The organism is Enterobacter sp. MGH85 (assembly GCF_001037655.1).
Classification (GTDB): Bacteria; Pseudomonadota; Gammaproteobacteria; order Enterobacterales; family Enterobacteriaceae; genus Enterobacter; species Enterobacter intestinihominis.
On sequence record NZ_KQ089925.1, the window covers coordinates 4,438,788 to 4,455,138 of the forward strand.

The 16,351-nt window shown below is 53.5% G+C and carries 27 protein-coding genes and 1 tRNA gene; all 28 read right to left on the reverse strand.

The window, feature by feature from the left end:
* Nucleotides 1-14 precede the first annotated feature (14 nt).
* The 28 genes from SK51_RS21115 to SK51_RS25485 all read right to left on the reverse strand — a co-directional run bounded on the left by SK51_RS21115 (nucleotide 15) and on the right by SK51_RS25485 (nucleotide 16,288).
* On the reverse strand, nucleotides 15-767 hold the full coding sequence (locus tag SK51_RS21115) for a DUF6651 domain-containing protein (RefSeq protein ID WP_048207065.1): 753 nt from the start codon (nucleotides 765-767) through the stop codon (nucleotides 15-17).
* A gap of 107 nt (nucleotides 768-874) precedes the next feature.
* Entirely contained in the window at nucleotides 875-1,084 is a 210-nt protein-coding gene (locus SK51_RS21120) for a hypothetical protein (RefSeq protein WP_022651635.1), read from the reverse strand.
* A gap of 3 nt (nucleotides 1,085-1,087) precedes the next feature.
* Nucleotides 1,088-2,194 (reverse strand): phage minor head protein, encoded by a 1,107-nt coding sequence (locus SK51_RS21125; RefSeq protein ID WP_044596246.1) that lies wholly within the window; start codon nucleotides 2,192-2,194, stop codon nucleotides 1,088-1,090.
* A 1-nt stretch (nucleotide 2,195) separates the two neighbouring features.
* Nucleotides 2,196-3,599, reverse strand: coding sequence for a DUF4055 domain-containing protein (locus tag SK51_RS21130; protein ID WP_048207068.1), 1,404 nt, complete (start codon nucleotides 3,597-3,599; stop codon nucleotides 2,196-2,198).
* Between the two features lie 4 nt (nucleotides 3,600-3,603).
* Nucleotides 3,604-4,908 (reverse strand): terminase large subunit domain-containing protein, encoded by a 1,305-nt coding sequence (locus SK51_RS21135; RefSeq protein ID WP_048207070.1) that lies wholly within the window; start codon nucleotides 4,906-4,908, stop codon nucleotides 3,604-3,606.
* On the reverse strand, nucleotides 4,886-5,887 hold the full coding sequence (locus tag SK51_RS21140; RefSeq protein WP_048207071.1) for a terminase small subunit: 1,002 nt from the start codon (nucleotides 5,885-5,887) through the stop codon (nucleotides 4,886-4,888). The genes SK51_RS21135 and SK51_RS21140 overlap by 23 nt, the downstream gene beginning before the upstream one ends.
* A 5-nt stretch (nucleotides 5,888-5,892) precedes the next feature.
* Nucleotides 5,893-6,264, reverse strand: a complete 372-nt coding sequence (locus SK51_RS21145; RefSeq protein WP_032621551.1) for a hypothetical protein — start codon at nucleotides 6,262-6,264, stop codon at nucleotides 5,893-5,895.
* Between the two features lie 99 nt (nucleotides 6,265-6,363).
* A complete protein-coding gene (locus SK51_RS21150) occupies nucleotides 6,364-6,591 on the reverse strand; it encodes an FHA domain-containing protein (RefSeq protein WP_048207073.1) in 228 nt (75 codons plus the stop codon).
* 56 nt (nucleotides 6,592-6,647) lie between these two features.
* Nucleotides 6,648-7,115 (reverse strand): lysis protein, encoded by a 468-nt coding sequence (locus SK51_RS25920; protein ID WP_048207074.1) that lies wholly within the window; start codon nucleotides 7,113-7,115, stop codon nucleotides 6,648-6,650.
* On the reverse strand, nucleotides 7,112-7,606 hold the full coding sequence (locus tag SK51_RS21160) for a lysozyme (protein ID WP_048207075.1): 495 nt from the start codon (nucleotides 7,604-7,606) through the stop codon (nucleotides 7,112-7,114). Before SK51_RS21160 ends, SK51_RS25920 begins: the two co-directional genes overlap by 4 nt.
* Nucleotides 7,584-7,808 carry a class II holin family protein gene (locus SK51_RS21165; RefSeq protein WP_001752682.1) on the reverse strand — a complete coding sequence of 75 codons (225 nt, stop codon included), beginning with the start codon at nucleotides 7,806-7,808 and terminating at the stop codon, nucleotides 7,584-7,586. Before SK51_RS21165 ends, SK51_RS21160 begins: the two co-directional genes overlap by 23 nt.
* 184 nt (nucleotides 7,809-7,992) lie before the next feature.
* Nucleotides 7,993-8,068, reverse strand: a tRNA-Thr gene (locus tag SK51_RS21170).
* A 154-nt stretch (nucleotides 8,069-8,222) separates the two neighbouring features.
* Nucleotides 8,223-9,032, reverse strand: coding sequence for an antitermination protein Q (locus tag SK51_RS21175; RefSeq protein ID WP_048207076.1), 810 nt, complete (start codon nucleotides 9,030-9,032; stop codon nucleotides 8,223-8,225).
* A complete protein-coding gene (locus SK51_RS25695; protein WP_155404799.1) occupies nucleotides 9,032-9,148 on the reverse strand; it encodes a hypothetical protein in 117 nt (38 codons plus the stop codon). Before SK51_RS25695 ends, SK51_RS21175 begins: the two co-directional genes overlap by 1 nt.
* Nucleotides 9,145-9,789 (reverse strand): recombination protein NinG, encoded by a 645-nt coding sequence (locus SK51_RS21180; RefSeq protein WP_048207077.1) that lies wholly within the window; start codon nucleotides 9,787-9,789, stop codon nucleotides 9,145-9,147. The genes SK51_RS25695 and SK51_RS21180 overlap by 4 nt, the downstream gene beginning before the upstream one ends.
* A complete protein-coding gene (locus tag SK51_RS21185; RefSeq protein ID WP_048207079.1) occupies nucleotides 9,782-10,087 on the reverse strand; it encodes a hypothetical protein in 306 nt (101 codons plus the stop codon). Before SK51_RS21185 ends, SK51_RS21180 begins: the two co-directional genes overlap by 8 nt.
* Nucleotides 10,084-10,254, reverse strand: coding sequence for a NinE family protein (locus tag SK51_RS21190; RefSeq protein WP_048207080.1), 171 nt, complete (start codon nucleotides 10,252-10,254; stop codon nucleotides 10,084-10,086). The genes SK51_RS21185 and SK51_RS21190 overlap by 4 nt, the downstream gene beginning before the upstream one ends.
* The gene (locus SK51_RS21195; protein WP_013097726.1) at nucleotides 10,251-10,688 is read right to left on the reverse strand and encodes a recombination protein NinB; all 438 of its coding nucleotides are present in this window, start codon (nucleotides 10,686-10,688) and stop codon (nucleotides 10,251-10,253) included. Before SK51_RS21195 ends, SK51_RS21190 begins: the two co-directional genes overlap by 4 nt.
* A 188-nt stretch (nucleotides 10,689-10,876) precedes the next feature.
* Complete coding sequence (locus SK51_RS21200; protein ID WP_048207081.1) at nucleotides 10,877-11,086, reverse strand: hypothetical protein; 210 nt, start codon at nucleotides 11,084-11,086, stop codon at nucleotides 10,877-10,879.
* 119 nt (nucleotides 11,087-11,205) lie between these two features.
* Complete coding sequence (locus SK51_RS21205; protein WP_048207083.1) at nucleotides 11,206-11,460, reverse strand: hypothetical protein; 255 nt, start codon at nucleotides 11,458-11,460, stop codon at nucleotides 11,206-11,208.
* Nucleotides 11,460-11,660 (reverse strand): hypothetical protein, encoded by a 201-nt coding sequence (locus SK51_RS21210; protein ID WP_032634778.1) that lies wholly within the window; start codon nucleotides 11,658-11,660, stop codon nucleotides 11,460-11,462. The genes SK51_RS21205 and SK51_RS21210 overlap by 1 nt, the downstream gene beginning before the upstream one ends.
* Complete coding sequence (locus SK51_RS21215) at nucleotides 11,653-12,366, reverse strand: DUF551 domain-containing protein (RefSeq protein WP_048207085.1); 714 nt, start codon at nucleotides 12,364-12,366, stop codon at nucleotides 11,653-11,655. Before SK51_RS21215 ends, SK51_RS21210 begins: the two co-directional genes overlap by 8 nt.
* Nucleotides 12,363-12,845: an ead/Ea22-like family protein gene (locus SK51_RS25700; RefSeq protein ID WP_075551287.1), complete on the reverse strand. Its 483-nt coding sequence runs from the start codon at nucleotides 12,843-12,845 to the stop codon at nucleotides 12,363-12,365. The genes SK51_RS21215 and SK51_RS25700 overlap by 4 nt, the downstream gene beginning before the upstream one ends.
* On the reverse strand, nucleotides 12,842-13,378 hold the full coding sequence (locus tag SK51_RS21230) for a hypothetical protein (RefSeq protein ID WP_048207087.1): 537 nt from the start codon (nucleotides 13,376-13,378) through the stop codon (nucleotides 12,842-12,844). The genes SK51_RS25700 and SK51_RS21230 overlap by 4 nt, the downstream gene beginning before the upstream one ends.
* Nucleotides 13,375-13,674 (reverse strand): hypothetical protein, encoded by a 300-nt coding sequence (locus tag SK51_RS21235; protein WP_023311412.1) that lies wholly within the window; start codon nucleotides 13,672-13,674, stop codon nucleotides 13,375-13,377. The genes SK51_RS21230 and SK51_RS21235 overlap by 4 nt, the downstream gene beginning before the upstream one ends.
* A 4-nt stretch (nucleotides 13,675-13,678) precedes the next feature.
* Nucleotides 13,679-15,052, reverse strand: coding sequence for a replicative DNA helicase (locus SK51_RS21240; RefSeq protein ID WP_048207089.1), 1,374 nt, complete (start codon nucleotides 15,050-15,052; stop codon nucleotides 13,679-13,681).
* The gene (locus tag SK51_RS21245; RefSeq protein WP_048207091.1) at nucleotides 15,049-16,134 is read right to left on the reverse strand and encodes a replication protein; all 1,086 of its coding nucleotides are present in this window, start codon (nucleotides 16,132-16,134) and stop codon (nucleotides 15,049-15,051) included. Before SK51_RS21245 ends, SK51_RS21240 begins: the two co-directional genes overlap by 4 nt.
* Nucleotides 16,121-16,288 (reverse strand): hypothetical protein, encoded by a 168-nt coding sequence (locus SK51_RS25485; RefSeq protein ID WP_013095956.1) that lies wholly within the window; start codon nucleotides 16,286-16,288, stop codon nucleotides 16,121-16,123. The genes SK51_RS21245 and SK51_RS25485 overlap by 14 nt, the downstream gene beginning before the upstream one ends.
* Nucleotides 16,289-16,351 lie beyond the last annotated feature (63 nt).

Below are 16,351 nucleotides of genomic sequence, written 5' to 3' on the forward strand. Positions count from 1 at the left end.
TGGCTCCTTTCGATTTAATCGACGATGCTGACGCCGTCTTTCAGCGCTGCTTGCTTGCCAGCGTTATCCAGGGAATCAAACGCATCGCGTTTCATGGTTTTTTGCCCGGCCTGGTGCTGCGACTGGTGAGAACCGCCGCCGCTGTTGCCGGACGCTTTGAGGATGTAGTCTTTCTGCGGGTGCGACTCGACCAGAGATTCCAGCGCTTCATCGAAGCTGGCCAGCTCGCCGGGCTTGGTGCGGGAGAACACCTTATTGCCCTGACCGTCGAAGGCCACGACCTTGCCGTCTTCGATTTTGAAGTTCTGCCCGAAGTACGAACGCACGAACTCAGCCGGGATCGCCATCTTCTCTGAAATGAATTTGGAGCCACCGAAGCGGCCGCCGATCATCTCGTCGTAGAGCTGGCTTTCGAGCTGTTTGGTCTTGCCGTTCGCTTCATCCAGCTGCTGCTGGAATACCTTGGTAATCTCAGCCTTAACCTGGTCAACAGCGCCAGCGTCGATCAGTTTTTTCTGGTCGATTTTGGTCATCATCTCCAGGGCTTCGAGCGCCTTGGCCGGGTCACTGATGCCAGAGAATTTCGCGAGGTTGGCTTCCGTCGCTTCCTTAGCTTCACGGTGAGTTTTCGCCTCACCATTCAGGGAGGTGATTTTGGTCATCGCTGCGACCGCATCAAACGGGATCTCTTTGCCATCATCATGGATGTACACAGGCATACCGTTTTCAACGACCACATTTCCGTTAGCATCAAGTTTCAGTTTCATTGTTTTTGCTCCAGCCTTCCGGCCATACGTAATGGGTCATCCGACCCGGGCACCGCGTCGCATCCGCTCAGCGGCAGGCATAAAAAAAGCTGCCCGGAGGCAGCCTGTTAGATAAATTCGATGGTTATGTAACCGCGCAGCTTGCGGGAGTAAATTTCACCCCGCTTTCGCTTGTGGATCCGTAACGGGTGTGGATGAATACAGGCGATACCACGTTTGACATCAGCCCATACACAGCTCTTTATCTCATTGCCATTAACGAACACCCTTCGCCTTCCACGACCATCTCCAACGTAGTGAAAATCTTCGTTACGCATACCCTATTCCTCAAACGCCGACGCATCCACGCGGCGCAGTTCGTCCAGGGTCAGAAACTCCCCGGCATCATTGAACATCTCAGGCACGGTGATTTTGCCGTCACGCAGCATTCGCGCGCGAGTAACGCCCAGCACCTGCTCCTGCCGTGCGTACGGTTGCCTGACGAGCCATTCGGCATAGCTGGTATGCGAAGGCACCTGTCCATCCATCGAAGCGCGTGTGGCGCTGCTCAGTTCGCCAGAGGCTATCTGCAATTCCTCCCACGATTTAGTGATCAGAATTTCGCATGAGCGACAGCAGAAATGAATTTTGCCGGGCCCGCGCAGATATGGGATTGCATGGCCCAGCGGCTTGCCATCGAGCGAGTAGAGTTTGCGGTCGCGGATGATGCACCACTGGCTGGTGTGGGTGTCCAGAGTCGAAGACCACTGTTTCGCCTTCACGATATCGCTGTTGGCTTGGGCGAACTCCTGGCGCGCTGTAGCGGCCACATGGTTCACCGCCGTGCGGGTTACTACCGCAAGGTCTCGACGTGAGGCATTGATAACCCCGTCCTGGCGTTTAAGTTGCGGCGTGCCGGCGACCCGCTTCACAATCTGCTCGACGGTTTCTCCCTGAAGAAATCCTGTGCGTACGGCACTGGTAATTTTTTCCAGCCGATCCGATTCGAGTTTCTTGCCCCACTCTTTCAGCAACCTCCCCTGGAACGGCTGCGCCACCGCAGCAGCATAGACCTGTTCCGGGACAATGCTTTGCAGCGGGACGTGCTTAAGCACCTGACCGGGAATAAGGCTGCTGAACAGGTCAAACTGATACCCGGTCTCATAATCAGCGTAACGCGTCAGTTCGCGCATCAGAGCAGCATTGACCGGTTCGTAGGCCTGCTGGTTTAGATCCCGCACACCAGCCAGTAGCGATGCAAGGCGACGCGCGCTGTAGGTGTCAGCGCGCTTACCCTCCAGCAGTACAAGCAGTCGGGCAGCCAGTTCAGCATCCATCCTGTTAAGCAGCGTCACCATTCGTCGGGCAACGCCCGTACCGTAGCGCGTCACGTAAAGTCCGTGAGCTATGGTCTCGTCCTGCAACCTGTCGTTTACCGAACGAGCCATATCACACCTCACCCGGCGGCGGTTCAGTCAGAGATGCTGACTCAGCAAGCAACTCGCTCAGAACCACATCGGGATCAGCGTCGGCATCAATCAGGTTGAGTTTTTGCAGGGCTTTGATTGCATCGATACGACGAAGGTCACCGCCCTGGCGCAGCGACTGAATGGCCATAGCCGCTGGTGGATTAAACTCTTTCGACTCGACATCAAGCTCGGTGCGCACATCAACGTTGCCGCCTTCCGCTTCACCGATGTACTCAGCCATGATTTGCAGGATATTGTCGATCGCATCTTCCAGGCTTGTCGCCATGGTGTAGAGCGGTGACTGCTCCTGCATTTTCTCTTCAGAGGTCTGGTCTACCGACTTGGTAGAGGTATTTTCGGTGCGCAGCAGCTTCGCACCTGCCTGTCGCATTTGCTCCACTAGCTCTGCCAGCGACTCTTTGCCAGCACCGATGGAGGAACCTGTATGCTCGACGTATTCCAGGCCCTGGGTGTTCCGATCGGAGAATGACGTAGCAGAGGAAGAGCCAATCACTAATTCCTGATCCTGCTCGAGACCGAATACTGTCAGTATCGGCACCCGGGCGACATGCAGAATGTTGTCCTGCTCGCTCTGGCTCTGCCAGTGCTTAATGTTCAGCAGGGCCATATTGAGCAATGGAGGTGAACCACACATAAACCCGGTGCGCTTGGTGTAGAGCGTGACCAGAGTGATATCCTGGCGGGATGTCTGCCACCCATCGAATAGCGCCCAGTTCGCGGCACCGTCAGCATCTTTAGCCTTGCGGTAAATTTCCACCTTTCCGGGTGTCAGGTACCGTATTTGTTCGACTTTGGTCTGCCCGAAGTCGTCGCCGTCTTCGACCACAACCTCTTTGATACGCAGCGCAGTCAGCACCACTTTGCCGTCCACCATTTTCGACTTCCAGCCAATTACCTGGCGTGGATTGAGCATGGTGACATAGGGGCGCGCGCCGGTAGCTTTCTCTTCAGCTTTGGTTTTCACCTTTTCGGTGTCCACCCTGGGATAATCCACCAGCGCGTGGGAGAGGCCATACTGCATCGCCAGACCGAAGAAGGCCTGCGCCCATACGTCCAGGCGCGTCCCTTCAAGGTCGAAGTTTTTCGCATACTCTCGAAGCTGATCCGGCACATTCTCGGCAAGCTTAATGGGCTCGGCGAATACACGCCCGATGTTTTGCTTAATGGTCTCTTCGTAGGCTGGCAGAAGCGTGGCCACGGCGAGGCGTTTTTTGTAGTCCTCTTTGTCTTCTTTCGGCCAGCGCGGTAGATATTGCTCGCCCAGCTGTCGCATATAGAGCGTGCCGCCCATCAGGGCATCGTTGATATCCCACGCCTCGACCATGTTCCCATAGTCCAGATTGGGTGTTGAGATGTCAGGCATGGAGTTAAATCCGTAGTTGAGTGACTTTTCCGGTCGGCTTGATGATCGGGAATTGCTTCACGATGAAATAGCCACCAGCATCATTTGGGTGATCGTTGTCGGCTGATTTATCCGGTTCGCCGTTTGCCGCCCATACCTGCTGCTCAAGGCTGTCGGTATAGACCGGGCAGCGAGCAACATTCACTTTGTAGCGGCGCTCGCCGTTGCCATTGCAGAACATGGCGTTCATGGAGTTGATGCGATCCTTCACTGGCGGGTTGGCTGCGTTTACCACCACGCTGAATCCGGCCTGTTTGAGCTGCGCAATATCCGTAGCGCTGGCGTTATTCGATTTGCGCGAATCACCAGAGGCATCTGGAAAGATATAAATCTGCCTGGACGACACGTAGCGTCCGCCCTCGTAGCGCCAGAACTCTTCCTGGATACGCTTTATCATGGCCGGCGTGTCATAAACTTTTATCAATTCGCGAACGGCGCGCGGCTCGCCATTCCGAAGGACGTGGACGATGGCTGCCATTTTGCCAACGTTAAAGTCCATGCCGATATACAGCGGCTCGCCTGCCTGTTCTTCATCGGTGCAGTTATTCAGGCGTCGATCGAACTGGTGATAGATAGTGCCGCTGGTCAGGTTGGTGAAGCGCCCCCTCAGATACGCCTTAATCAACTCCGGAGGATAGGAGTTCATCAGCGAAGGGATGTAATCCGCGGGCAGGTTCTTCGCGTTGTCGAACGTACTGGCCTGAATCAGCCCGTACAAAGCAGAAAGCTCAGGTTTTTCACGCACAGCCTTAACGAACTGCTGGTAGACGAATTTGAACCCTTCTGGCGTGGTCGTGACGTCAATACCGTTACGCAGCCCATCAACCTTATAACGCATACGGGCAATGATTTTTCGCCACGCCTGCTGCGCTTTGGCAGCCGCCATAACGTCCAGCTCATCCACCATCGCGTTACCGATTTTAAAGCCGACTATCGAGCCGGGCTTCTCCATCGAGCGGCAGATAGTTGTCCCGCGGTACCGTCGCCCCTCGTAGAAGTGAACCTCTTTGTTCCCCTCGTTGATTTTGACGGTCAGCCCCCAGTCAAAGGCCACCTCTTCAATCGTCGGGTAGAAGATGTCACGAATTTGCGGGTACGTTGGCGCGAAATAGCCCTGGTTAATCTTCGGGTGTTCCCACATTCCTTTGCAAATGCCGCCACAACCCACCCACGTCTTACCGGAACCGAACCCAGCAACGTAGGCTTTGAATTTGTGCTGCATTGCCAGGAACCGCGCCTGAGGGATATTAAGTGTCGGGCTGATCCCCATCTTCCGCCCTCGCGTCCACTACGTTGATATTGATTGCAACTGGCGTTGGTTCGTCATCATCACCATCACCGGCCAGCTCTTTGCGGAGTTTCTCAACCTCCAGCTGCCGGCGGTCGATTTCGATCTGCTGGAGGCGCTGCGCGAATTCGCTATCTGCCAGGCCAAGCCGCTTCATAACGGCTTCATACATGCGCTCGCGGCTGATTGCCGTTATCTCAACACCATTCTTCCCAAGCTTGACGCCGGAATAAGCCAAAGCAGCATCAGGGGAAAGTTTCCGGGTGTCTGCGAAGTAAGGCTGTCCTACTCCGTCGCCATTGCAGCGCGGGCATTCAGGGTTAGGCTCTCGGTTGTGGTCATAGCCATACCCGCCGGGGTCTTCCGGTTGCTTAGCACCTTCCTTGCCCTCGATTTTCGCGACTGCTTCGTCAAACTCCACAGCATCACGCCACTGATAATGGTGGCCAAAGCCCCAGCAATAGCGACAAGCTCCGCGACGATACTGTGAAAGCTGGTTTGCATCGAAAGTGGCAAGTTGCCACATCTGGGAGAGAACCTCATCAGCACTGCCAAGCGTGCGCGCAATGGAGGCTTTCTGCTGCTGCGCAATGGCCTGTGCAACTGAAGTTTTCTGAAGAAGTTGATAACCGATTTGTTCAGCGGATTTTTTGCTATAACCCGCCCTGATAGCTGCTTGTGTGGCGTTACCATCCTTTAGGTATTCTGCGACAAAACGCCTTTGCTGTGCCGTTAATCCATCATCATCCACCAGCTCTTCTGCGCTTTGTTCTTTCTGCGCAGTGCGCACTTTTTTCTGCGCAGATTTTTGCGCAGTTTGCGCAGAAGGTTTTTTGATATATCGGCGTGCGGTTGCATAATTCAGTCCCTGCGCTTCACACCAATCCTTCGGTGATACGCCGGTTACGGCATGGTCGGACAGGAACCGTTGCTGAAGCGCGCCCCAGTCCGGTTTTGCCATATTGTTTATTCCTGTTTGATGTATGGCAGGAAGTGACTGAACATGCGATCCAGCATGTAGCAGTACGTTTCGTTGGCGTCTTCCGGCTTGGTTGTCACGCCGACATCACAGCAAACGTAAAAGCATACGTGAGCGCATTCATGAACGAGCGTGGATATCTGATTATCGAATACTCCGATCAGGTAGCAACGCTCTCCGGTATCGGTGTTTTCATAGTTGCTTGCCAGTCCAGAGTTAAACGGCCTCTCATCCCCGCTGCCGCCAAGGAATTTATCAGCGTGCTGAAACTGTTCTCTGGTTGTTGCGAGGTAGACATGCGCACTTTGAAACAGCGGAATGGTGAATGCCGGAAGTCTGTGCCATTTGGCTTTTGCCATTTGTTGCTCCGTCATTATCCGTTGCAGGGGTTATTTTTGATTTATCCGCTCAGTGGGATATCCATTATCAAGCCCACCAGCAGGTGAGCTTTGTAATGGCTACGAATCCACCGCGTTATGCAGTGCTTCCTGACTGGCAATATGCTCGTAACGAGAAACCGTCTTTCCGTTCTGGTTCATCACGTAGGCGACCTCGCCAGGTTTCAGGAATACATTTTTGTCCATTCCCGATACCGCGATGCTCTGCTGGGTGGGATTAAAGCCAACACTCAGGCCGCAATGAATCTCTTCGCCACCACCTGGCGACATCACTTTTACTGTTAACATGCTTATTCTCCTGCTTCTTCTGGTATTAAAAAGCCCCGCACGATGGCGAGGCTCGTTTACTTCAGGCACTGCGTATTGATGTACTCCTGCAGCACCCTCAGTGCTGACTGGTCTTGCTTGATTCCGGATCGGATACCGAGAACGTTTCGTCCAGCAACGTCAGAGAGTTCGACGGTGGCATCATGGCCCACGCCGGAGGTGCTGGCGGTTTCGGTTGTGGCTGGCACTGGACACTTGCCTTTGACGAGCACCCGACCACCATTATCAAGCTTGCGCTGAAGAGCATCATTTTCAGCTTTAGCATCTGCCAGCTCCTTCGTGTATTTGGCATCCAGTGCAGCAACGTCTCGCTGGCGGGCCTGCATATCAGTGATGGTGGCCTTTGCCAGGCTGAGTTTCTCGGTTTCCTTGTCGCGCTGGTCTTTGTAGGTGATGGCGTTGCCGCGGTAGTGGTTAATAGCCCAGGCCATTGAACCCAGCAGGCAGATAACGACAGCGCAGATGATTGCTGTTAGTCGGCTCATTTCTGGCCCCACTCGCAAACTTCACGCTCAATCTCGCGTCGGGTGATCAACCCCTTCCACTGTTTACCACCGGCATACGTCCAGCGCTGCAGTTCTTTGCATGCACCCGGTACATCACCGGCGTTCAACTTCTTCAGCAGCGTGGAACTGGCGAAGGCACCAGAGCCAACGTTGTAGGTAAAGGAGTAAAGCGCGGCGCGGGTCGGCTCAGAGATGCGAACCTTGATCAGCGGGTCGATGGCGTTTGCCACCTTTCGCAGATCTGCCTTCAGCAAGTTGTCGCACTCTTTGTCGGTGTAGCGGTGGCCGCGGCGAATGTCGGTACCGGTGTGCCCATCACAAACAGTCCAGACGCCGACAACATCCTGATAGGCGTAATAGCGCCGCCCCTCCAGACCATCTGCATTACCCAGCATTACTGCAGAAATGGTGATTGCTCCGGATCCGCCAACAATGGCACCCACCAGCTTATTCCTGAGTGTCGGGTTCATCTCGGCTCCTGCTGCGGCGGTTGTCTTCGCGGATCTTGAAATACAGATTCGTCAGGTACGTCAGTACGGCAATGATGATACCCACCAGCACGCCGATCGCATTCCACTGCTCGGGGCTGTAGGCATTCAACATGCCATTTAGGATGCTCCCGGCTGAAGCGCCATAGGCAGCACCAGTGGTTATTTTTTCCATGCGATACATACTCTCACCTCGCGTATCTAGCGGGTGCTGTGTTTGAAAGGGGTCAGGTTCTCGGGCTGAGTTTAACAACAAAGCATGTCGAGGATGATTCCTGGAACCTGATAATAAAAAAGCCAGCGGCGTGGCTGGCAATGTGAGGGTAAGGCAATGTCGGCTCTACGGCCTATCCCAGCTGGCGGGATTCTGGTGCTGATTGACGGAGTTGAACCGCCGACATCCTACTTACAAGGCAGGCGCTCTACCTACTGAGCTAAATCAGCTAATAAAAAAGCCCAAGGCGTTAACCTCGGGCTTGTAATTTTTTTGCTTCGGAACGACTGAACGGATTCCCAGCGTTAGAGATGAATCTATCCAGTTCTTCCGCAAAATGCAAGTCTATTTTCTACATAACCAATGTTTCATGGAAAGTATTTTTCATCTCGTGACTTTTGAGAGAATAGAATCAGCCATAGACTCCTGTTTATGGCATTCGGCGACCAGTTCCTCAAAGATCGGCTGAAGTTGCTCATATGCTGCGGTTTTCTTTATCTCCACAACGGTATTAACACCATCAATTACCGTCGAGAACTTGAGTCTTGCATATCCTCTACCTCCGCAACGGCCACAGACCTTCATCACCGGCACGCCCTGCCGATAGCTTTCTGCCTTGTCCAGCACCTTACCTTTTCCGTGGCAGCGACACGAATTGCTGATAACACCTTTTCCGTTACATGGTTTGCATTTAACCCGCACCACCTCACGCGCCTGAGACCAACTCTCCCAGTCGCTCGGACGCACGGCCCGTGACATTTTCGCCCAGTACGGCGGTTTGCCCCACGGATAGGTGACCTTGTTCGTAAACACCTGAGCATCTGTAAATCCGTCCCCATCGCAGCAATCACATTTTCGAGTGCTGGCAGCACTTCTTGAGTAATCCTGGTATGCAAAAGCGCAGATAACTTTAAGAACGCCTGCGCGAAGTGATTCATCGAGATCTGATAATGCTCTGTTCTTACCTGATAATTTCCTCGCCTGCTCATACAGTCTCTCCAGTGCTATGTCAGGGGTGGTGACGCCAATCTTTGACAGGTAAAGATCGAAGCCAAATCCGCATTTGTGCCCAACAAGGCCAAGCGCCGCCATAACGTCAGTTCCGGTCAGGCTGTCTGATGCTGTTGCGCGAGGAGAGTCACTGAACATCGGTGATTTAGGCGCAAAGTATTTAGCGATTGATTCGAGGTTCATTATGCGGCTTCCTTCTGTGGCTGGTTGGTTTTGGTCTCGCTGTGCTTTGCTACTGGTGGCAGGCTGGCGCGCTTAACGCTTTCGGCCTGGTACTGGAGGAAGTCGGTATAGTTCATGCGGCCTCCTGACGGCGGGTCCGGCGTTTTTCCAACTCGCGGGCTTTGCGTGTGAAGATGGATTTGATGCGCTGCAGGTATGGGATATCGAACCGGCGTGGCTCGTTGTCAGATTCAAGGCGCTCGACACGCTCCAGACCAATACGCTCAATCAGCCGAACTCGATACTCAACGGCATTACCGCTCAACTGCCGGTTACAGCGGGTGCAAGCGGAGTGGACGTTAAACACGTTGAATTTGAGGTGTGAGGCAGCACCACGTGATCGGTAATGGCTGGCGTCAATGGCGCTACCGGTCAGGTAATTGCTTTTGCCGATGAGTGGATTGCCGCAGCTGACGCATTCTTTCCCCTCGTCACGGATCCGGATGTAGCGGTTGAAGGCCGATTGGGCCTCTTTATCCCACTGAGCTTTAGTCTTGAATGACTCGCGCTTGGCCTTGCGACGCTGGCGTCCTGCCTTCTCTTCGGTGCGCTGGCGCTGCGCCGCCTTCTGCTTAGCGGCTTCACGGGCTTTTGCGGTCTGTTCTTTGCCGATCGCGCTGGCGCATTCGAAGCTACAAACTAACTGCCCGTTGCGTACCGGGTGGAACCACTGGCGACAGCCATGATGTGCGCACTTGCGGCGCGGTAACTTAGCCATTGAACCAGCCCTCATATTCAGATGCGGGCACACGCTCAGCGACGATCCGCAACTCGCGCTCCTTATTGGTGGAGTGCTCATCGGCATTTATTTTTTCCGCCTCTGCAGCCAGGCACTCTACAGCCTTCAAATAATCTTCTTCCCTGAAGTTATCTACGGCCATAAATGCATCCATTACCCGCCAAACAACTCGCTTCTCTTCCTGCTTTTTCTGGGCGATAAGTTCGTTGATGTGATTCCTCAGCGACTGAAGCTGGCAGAGGTCATAATCTTGAAGTTGCTGAATGATATTGCTCACGATGACTTCCTCCGTGCCGCCAGGCGCAGCCATTTCTTATCGACCAGACGGGCGGTGTAGTCCTTCAGGGTCGGGATGTCGGACGGCTTAATCACTGGCTTGCGCTGACGGCGAGTCCGAACGCGGAAGATTTCGTTTGTGATGACGCGTGCGAGAGGATTATTCATGCAAGCCTCCCAAAATAATCGCCACGATAACGGACATCGCGAAGTTGGATGTTCTGGCTGACGGCGAAAGCCTGGGTGTACTCAATCAGGCTGTTCATCCGCTTGATCCCCATCGATGAGGTGCTTTCGCGAATTGCCACCAATTCCCCCTCAAGCCCGGCAATAACCTTCCCCTGCCCTCCAGTGGCAATGGAGTGACCGGAGACCAAAATTGATTTCCACGACGGAAGCGACCAAGCAGAGCCAGCCCACTGAATGCGATGCTTTGCCAGGTCGCCGCAAAGCGCGTGGAATAGTGAATTCTGAGGAAGGGTGCGCTTAGGGTCGGCAAAACTCACCACGAGCGGAAAATCTGCGTTGACAGGCTGCTTGTTGATGTAGTCGATGAGGTTGCGGCGAACCTGCTCGTCGCGTAGGTAGAATTTGATACTCATACGCCACCTCCAAGAGGTAACGCAGAATGCAGAAAATCGCAGGTGCATTTCTGCATCTGTGACAAGGTGAGGAGTTCAGATTGTGGTCGCATTTAAGTCCCCTTAAATGCGCAGAAGTCACCGGAGTTGTTCAGGCTCCGATGACATGATTATGGCTGCTTGATTCTTGAAAATCAATTTAAGGAGGGTCAGTAACCGGAGATTATTTCCTGTATCTTATTGAGCAATTTTACAGCATCAGCGCTTTCATCGTCTGGAATGCAGGTAAAGTCTCCTCGCTCAATTTCGAACTTTGCGCCGCTCCAGTTAACGTCACGTAGCGCTACGTCATGTAGCAATTCCTCTATCATGTGAATCTTGTCGTCTTGCACCTCGTGGTCTATTACGATAGTGGTCATTTGATTTCCTTTTCAATAAGTTATGTATAAATATTGAGCTTTTACTTCTTTTCTTTATTAACATTTCGTGCTGTGTAATCAGGCCTCCGAAGAGGCCTGTTTGTTATGCGTCTAATGGGTCAGGCATTATGCGATACCACTGATGGCGAACTGAGTGGGCAGGCGACACCGATAGGATGCTTACCATTGCAGATAAAGCACCGCATCTCACTAAGCACCTGAGGATGGGTAGTGATCGTCTGCGTAGGATTACCCTCGCTCAATGCATCCCGGAACGCGACCGCTACAACCTTCCCGCCCAAAGCTTCCATATGGGCATGCACTGGCGGCTCCTTGCCTTCTTCGAACTCAATGACGAAAGTAAACTTGCCCATCACTTCACCTCCTGCCGCTTGAATTTTGCTATCGGGTTATTCCATGCGTCGATATCTTCCTGAATGACCTTGCCAGAACCTTTGCATAGCCCACATTTAGCGATCCCGTGAAAGCATTCAGGGCATCTGACAAACGGGCCAAACTGTCTTTTCCATGAAATCAATCTGGCTCTGGCCGCAATAACGTTGAGACTACTCATTGTCGGCCTCCTGCTGCGGTGCTGCTGGCAGTGGCATCCAGTGGGTCGGCGTCCATGATGCGCTATACACCGTCCATTTCCCCGCTAAGTAATAACCAACCTTTTGGCGCCAATCACCTGGACCATCGAATTCTTTGGCACACAAAACTTCATCAGCTTTCTCCGGCATCCGCTCACTGCAAGCCACCCAACCATCCGGCAACTCATCACGATTACTTACAAGTTCGGCACCCTGAAGCATGGCGGCGCGGCATTCATCTTCGCGCTCACCAAAAATTGCTGACTCCAGGACATCGATAGCCTGCGATGGTGAGTACGCGTATTTATCGAATGACGCCCCCTTGATTCGCTGTGCGAGCTTGAACAGCCGTTTCTCCTGCGCGTGATAAAGCTCACTCAGATGCTGATAACGCTCATCAGGCACAGATACCGGCGCTGGCGGGGCGGCGTAATAATACTCGTCCTCAATCCCATCAACTGGTTTTGAGAAGCAGATAAAATTACCGTAATGCCAAGGATAAGGGCCGTATGGCTCAGCGGTCACCCTGCGCCAGCGATGAATGGCAGGCTCCGCTTCGAGCGATGCCAGCGCGATACGCGCCAGCTCAAGATCCATTTGCGCTTTTTCTGACTCCGGAAATCCTGATGCGACAGAAATTCTGTGCTGAAGCTTTTCGATTAACTGCTCTTTGGTGAAGGTGCTCATGATGCCTCTCCTTTCCCGGCTGCAGCGGCCGTTAGTTTGGTATTCACGTCGCCTTCAAAAATCGGCAGCACACCAATTGCAGCGGCCCAGTTTTTAGCTAGCTCAGGGTCAGATGTCTCGTCGGTGTAGTCTGATGCTCGCCAACCAATAATTCGCTTCTGGTCAGGAAGGTCAGAATTTCTCTTCTCTGATGATTGCCCTAACGCATTAAGAAGCGTTCGTATCTCCTGCTGCTGAGTGGCTATGGTTGAGTCTTTTGCTTCCAGCTCATCCAGCAGCACCAGTACGGTGGCGGGGTTGGCTGCGGCGATGAAAACTGAATCAACCTTGAGGCAATGTTGCGCTACCGCTTTCACGCCAACCTTAACCTCATAGCCTCGCGCTCCTTTGTGTGGCTTGTAAGACTCCCAATATCCCCATGATGCTGCGTTTGCCGCATTGGCTGCTTCACGTAATGCCCGTTTGTCGATGTTGCTCATTGGGCGGCCTCCTGGCGAAGCTGGGCGGCGATGTCTTCGAGTACGCCATCAGCGAACGAGCGATCGAAATCGCCTTCGGGAGCATCAGCCATAAACTCTGTTGATGTGAGAATCATCCGCGCGATGTCTGCCGCGCTCTTTGCTGTGTCGTCGATAAATCCAGCATCCCATGCGGCCAACATTCGGTTAGCAACAAAGTGAGCGCCTTCCTTGCGAGCCTGAGCCCGCACTTCAGTAAAGAAATTTTCTGTTTCTGGAGTTTCTGGCATACCTCCATCTGTAGCACTGATATACGCGTCGGATATTTCATGCTGTTCACCATCAAACACGTAGCAACTCTGTGTGATGAATTTGTTCAGCCTCGCATTCTCCGCAGCCAGCCGCGCGCATCTGGCTTCACCTTCTGCCACGCCAGCCTGGTAGGCTTCGAACATGTGCTGCGTCATCTCGTAGACAAAGCTTCTGTCGTCTTCCATCGCTGGCGAGCAGCCGTTGTTGTTCTTGGTAAACCACTCGATAAATTTCTGTTTCATACCCCTACCCTCCCCCAAACCATCAATACCCTTCTCATCGCCGGACTGTTGCGGCACTCCTGAAATATTCCGTTGGTGCAGCTGCGCGCGGTGCCGTCCTGCTCTTCCGGCGTAGCCAGGCGATAAGTCACCGTTCGCCAGACCTTGCTCACGCGCACAATCTTGCGGGCCCGCTCCAGATCGATAGCGTTCTTCGTGATGCAGTTGATGGTCATGCCGCACTCTGTGGCCACATCCTTCGCGGTGAAGGTCCGGTGCGTTTCGAGATAACGCAGAATTGCCTGTTTGCCTTTCATCGTCTTAGCACTCATAGTCAGCCTCCTGTTGCATCTGGCCGCTGTAGGTGAAATCTACCGGGTCCAGGCCGGAGTAGCGGCTGCTGAAGTGGTAGGTCTTTTCTGCCCCCGGCGCATGGCGGGACTTCACACAGATGATTTCGGTGATGCCTTTCAGTTCGGTGTTTTCGTTGTACTTCTCATCCCGATACACCATGAAGATCACATCTGCCTCCTGCTCAATAACGCCAGACTCTCGCAGGTCTGCCGCAACGGGACGCTTATTAGCGCGCTGCTCCAGGTTTCGGTTCAACTGGGCCAGAGCGATGACCGGGCAACGCAATTCTTTTGCCAGGTTTTTCAGTCCAGTGGCGATCTCCCCTACGCTGCGGTTCATGTTCTCCGGGTCTGACATCCGCATTTTCTGAAGATAATCGACGATTACCACGCCCAGTCCGCCCAGCTTCTTGCTCATTCTGCGCGCTTCAGCACGCACCTGGTGAACGCTCAGGGATGGCTTGTCATTGATGTAGATTGGAGAGTCGATGAACTCCTTCATGCAGTGACTAACCTTCCCCCATGCCTCGTCCATTTTCCCGCTAACTTTGCTCAGCAGATCTTCTTTGCTTACCCGCGCCCGGTGGAAAGCGACTCGCTCAGAGATTTGTTCCACTGGCATTTCGAGACTGAAGAACAGCACTGGCTTTTTGTTTTTCAGGCCTACGGTTTCTGTCACTGTGGTGCTAAACATGGTTTTCCCCATGCCAGGACGTCCACCAACGACGATAAAATCGGTGTTGTTGAACCCGCCGAATGCGCTGTCGATGGTTGCCATGCCAAGCTCGGTTTTGTGCTTCCAGATATCACCGCTGATAATCGACTGGATGGTCTCTAACGACATGTCGATCCCGGTGGTGATGTGTTCGGTTCCATAGTCAGCACTGTGCTCAATACCGGAGATATCGGCCTGTATGTTGCCGATGATGTCAGCGATACCCTCACTGGATGGTTCGGACAGTTTCTGGATCCCTACCTGTAGCGCCAGGGTCATCCGGCGGCCGAGATGCATTTCCCGCAACTTTTCGCAGTACGAGGCAAGGTTCGCGAACGACGGTGTGTTTTTGCTGCATTCAGCCAGGTAAGCGAATCCGCCCGCACTCTCCAGCGCTCCAAGGCGCTCAAGGTCGCTGGTCAGTGTCAGCAGGTCTATCTTCTCCCCGGATTCGTTAAGGCGCTTATAGGACCGCAAAGCCACCTTGTGAGGCGTTGCTGTGAAGTGGTCCTCAGTCAGCCCCTCAATCGCGTCAGTCGCCATGTCAACGCCGTCTGTGCGGCCCGCTGCGAGCATGATCCCGCCGATGACGGCCTGCTCAACGTATAAATCAATAAAACGGCTCATGCTTTGACTCCCTTGCGCTCACGGTGCTCGTTGATGGCCTGCTCGTAGACAGATCCCCAGTTCTTCGGATTAAGTATCCAGTCGAGAGTCAGCCATGGCTGATCGCCTCTGGTGCCGAACAGGGAAGACTTGCTAATCAGCTCGAAGGCCATGCCCATGTGCTTCAGTTCGCGCCAGTTGCCCTGGGTGGTTTTGCCGTTCCATACAGCTTCCAGGTCTCGATAGGCCGGGCGGCGGCGGTTCCACTCATGCAGCGAAACGGCTTTCGAAGGGAATTTTTCATTCCAGAGCTTGATGATCTCTGCGTGCGGACAGGCTTCCGGGTTGCTTCCATGACCATCTGCCCATACCAGGGCGTCTGACAGGTATCCATCAAAGCGGGTCATACGGCACAGGTTCTCTGGCTTGAAGCTGTGACCCCAGTTCACATGGGCCCAGCGGATAACGAGTTTCAGCTCTTCAGCGGTGTAGCACTGGTCTTTGCTCTTCACCGTGGAGAGAGCTTTCTCGAAAGGTGCCAGCGCAGCACAACGACTACCAGTTAGCTCGTTGAAGTAATCCATCACATCCTGAGCGAGCGATTTTTCCCCCTGGGGGGATTTAGGGGGATCTTGTCTTTCTGTATTTTGATTATTGTCTTTTGTGGTTAGCACCTTCTGCTTAGTTCTGTTAGCAACTTCCGCTAAGGTTTTCTTAGCAGGTTTAGCTAATGTTTTGCAGAATCCGTTAACCTTTGTTTTCCACTCGGAGACATTAGTGTTCATGCCCACTTTGCGGCCTTCCTGAATGAATACCTTCTTGCCGATCAGCAGGTTTTTGGCAGTAGAGCAATGCGTGTGGTGCTTACCAACCATCTGCTCCAGTTGCTCGTTGCTGACCCAATCCATTTTTTTATTGAAGCCGTATGTTTTGCGCCAGACAGCCAGCACAATGCACATCTCAGTTTCGCTCAAACCTGAAGCCATAACGGCATCAAGAAGCTCATTCGCGACGCGAGTGAACCCATCTTCCAGTTGCGCCACACGATGCTCCACGACCTCCAGCGGCGGCCTGTAGTCTGCTAAATGCTTAACGACGCCCATGCTTCACCCCTGCCTGAATCAGTGCCAGTCTTGCCATGCCAACGAAGCGCTCCGCGAACGCCCGGTTTTTTGAGGCAGCGACAACCAGGCCATCTGGTGAATCTGGATGGCGACGTTCCTCTTTTTCCTGGTACTTTTTGCGAGTTTTTGACATACTTACTCCCGTTACTTGGCGTAACACAGTGTTTGGAAGGCCTTTGAAGTGACCGCTTCAAGG

Excerpts from the sequence above, each read along its gene's own strand:
- SK51_RS21115 (WP_048207065.1), bottom strand. The coding sequence starts at position 767 with ATGAAACTGAAACTTGATGCTAACGGAAATGTGGTCGTTGAAAACGGT.
- SK51_RS21120 (WP_022651635.1), bottom strand. The coding sequence starts at position 1,084 with ATGCGTAACGAAGATTTTCACTACGTTGGAGATGGTCGTGGAAGGCGA.
- SK51_RS21125 (WP_044596246.1), bottom strand. The coding sequence starts at position 2,194 with ATGGCTCGTTCGGTAAACGACAGGTTGCAGGACGAGACCATAGCTCAC.
- SK51_RS21130 (WP_048207068.1), bottom strand. The coding sequence starts at position 3,599 with ATGCCTGACATCTCAACACCCAATCTGGACTATGGGAACATGGTCGAG.
- SK51_RS21135 (WP_048207070.1), bottom strand. The coding sequence starts at position 4,908 with ATGGGGATCAGCCCGACACTTAATATCCCTCAGGCGCGGTTCCTGGCA.
- SK51_RS21140 (WP_048207071.1), bottom strand. The coding sequence starts at position 5,887 with ATGGCAAAACCGGACTGGGGCGCGCTTCAGCAACGGTTCCTGTCCGAC.
- SK51_RS21145 (WP_032621551.1), bottom strand. The coding sequence starts at position 6,264 with ATGGCAAAAGCCAAATGGCACAGACTTCCGGCATTCACCATTCCGCTG.
- SK51_RS21150 (WP_048207073.1), bottom strand. The coding sequence starts at position 6,591 with ATGTTAACAGTAAAAGTGATGTCGCCAGGTGGTGGCGAAGAGATTCAT.
- SK51_RS25920 (WP_048207074.1), bottom strand. The coding sequence starts at position 7,115 with ATGAGCCGACTAACAGCAATCATCTGCGCTGTCGTTATCTGCCTGCTG.
- SK51_RS21160 (WP_048207075.1), bottom strand. The coding sequence starts at position 7,606 with ATGAACCCGACACTCAGGAATAAGCTGGTGGGTGCCATTGTTGGCGGA.
- SK51_RS21165 (WP_001752682.1), bottom strand. The coding sequence starts at position 7,808 with ATGTATCGCATGGAAAAAATAACCACTGGTGCTGCCTATGGCGCTTCA.
- SK51_RS21175 (WP_048207076.1), bottom strand. The coding sequence starts at position 9,032 with ATGAACCTCGAATCAATCGCTAAATACTTTGCGCCTAAATCACCGATG.
- SK51_RS25695 (WP_155404799.1), bottom strand. The coding sequence starts at position 9,148 with ATGAACTATACCGACTTCCTCCAGTACCAGGCCGAAAGCGTTAAGCGC.
- SK51_RS21180 (WP_048207077.1), bottom strand. The coding sequence starts at position 9,789 with ATGGCTAAGTTACCGCGCCGCAAGTGCGCACATCATGGCTGTCGCCAG.
- SK51_RS21190 (WP_048207080.1), bottom strand. The coding sequence starts at position 10,254 with ATGAATAATCCTCTCGCACGCGTCATCACAAACGAAATCTTCCGCGTT.
- SK51_RS21195 (WP_013097726.1), bottom strand. The coding sequence starts at position 10,688 with ATGAGTATCAAATTCTACCTACGCGACGAGCAGGTTCGCCGCAACCTC.
- SK51_RS21200 (WP_048207081.1), bottom strand. The coding sequence starts at position 11,086 with ATGACCACTATCGTAATAGACCACGAGGTGCAAGACGACAAGATTCAC.
- SK51_RS21205 (WP_048207083.1), bottom strand. The coding sequence starts at position 11,460 with ATGGGCAAGTTTACTTTCGTCATTGAGTTCGAAGAAGGCAAGGAGCCG.
- SK51_RS21210 (WP_032634778.1), bottom strand. The coding sequence starts at position 11,660 with ATGAGTAGTCTCAACGTTATTGCGGCCAGAGCCAGATTGATTTCATGG.
- SK51_RS21215 (WP_048207085.1), bottom strand. The coding sequence starts at position 12,366 with ATGAGCACCTTCACCAAAGAGCAGTTAATCGAAAAGCTTCAGCACAGA.
- SK51_RS25700 (WP_075551287.1), bottom strand. The coding sequence starts at position 12,845 with ATGAGCAACATCGACAAACGGGCATTACGTGAAGCAGCCAATGCGGCA.
- SK51_RS21230 (WP_048207087.1), bottom strand. The coding sequence starts at position 13,378 with ATGAAACAGAAATTTATCGAGTGGTTTACCAAGAACAACAACGGCTGC.
- SK51_RS21235 (WP_023311412.1), bottom strand. The coding sequence starts at position 13,674 with ATGAAAGGCAAACAGGCAATTCTGCGTTATCTCGAAACGCACCGGACC.
- SK51_RS21240 (WP_048207089.1), bottom strand. The coding sequence starts at position 15,052 with ATGAGCCGTTTTATTGATTTATACGTTGAGCAGGCCGTCATCGGCGGG.
- SK51_RS21245 (WP_048207091.1), bottom strand. The coding sequence starts at position 16,134 with ATGGGCGTCGTTAAGCATTTAGCAGACTACAGGCCGCCGCTGGAGGTC.
- SK51_RS25485 (WP_013095956.1), bottom strand. The coding sequence starts at position 16,288 with ATGTCAAAAACTCGCAAAAAGTACCAGGAAAAAGAGGAACGTCGCCAT.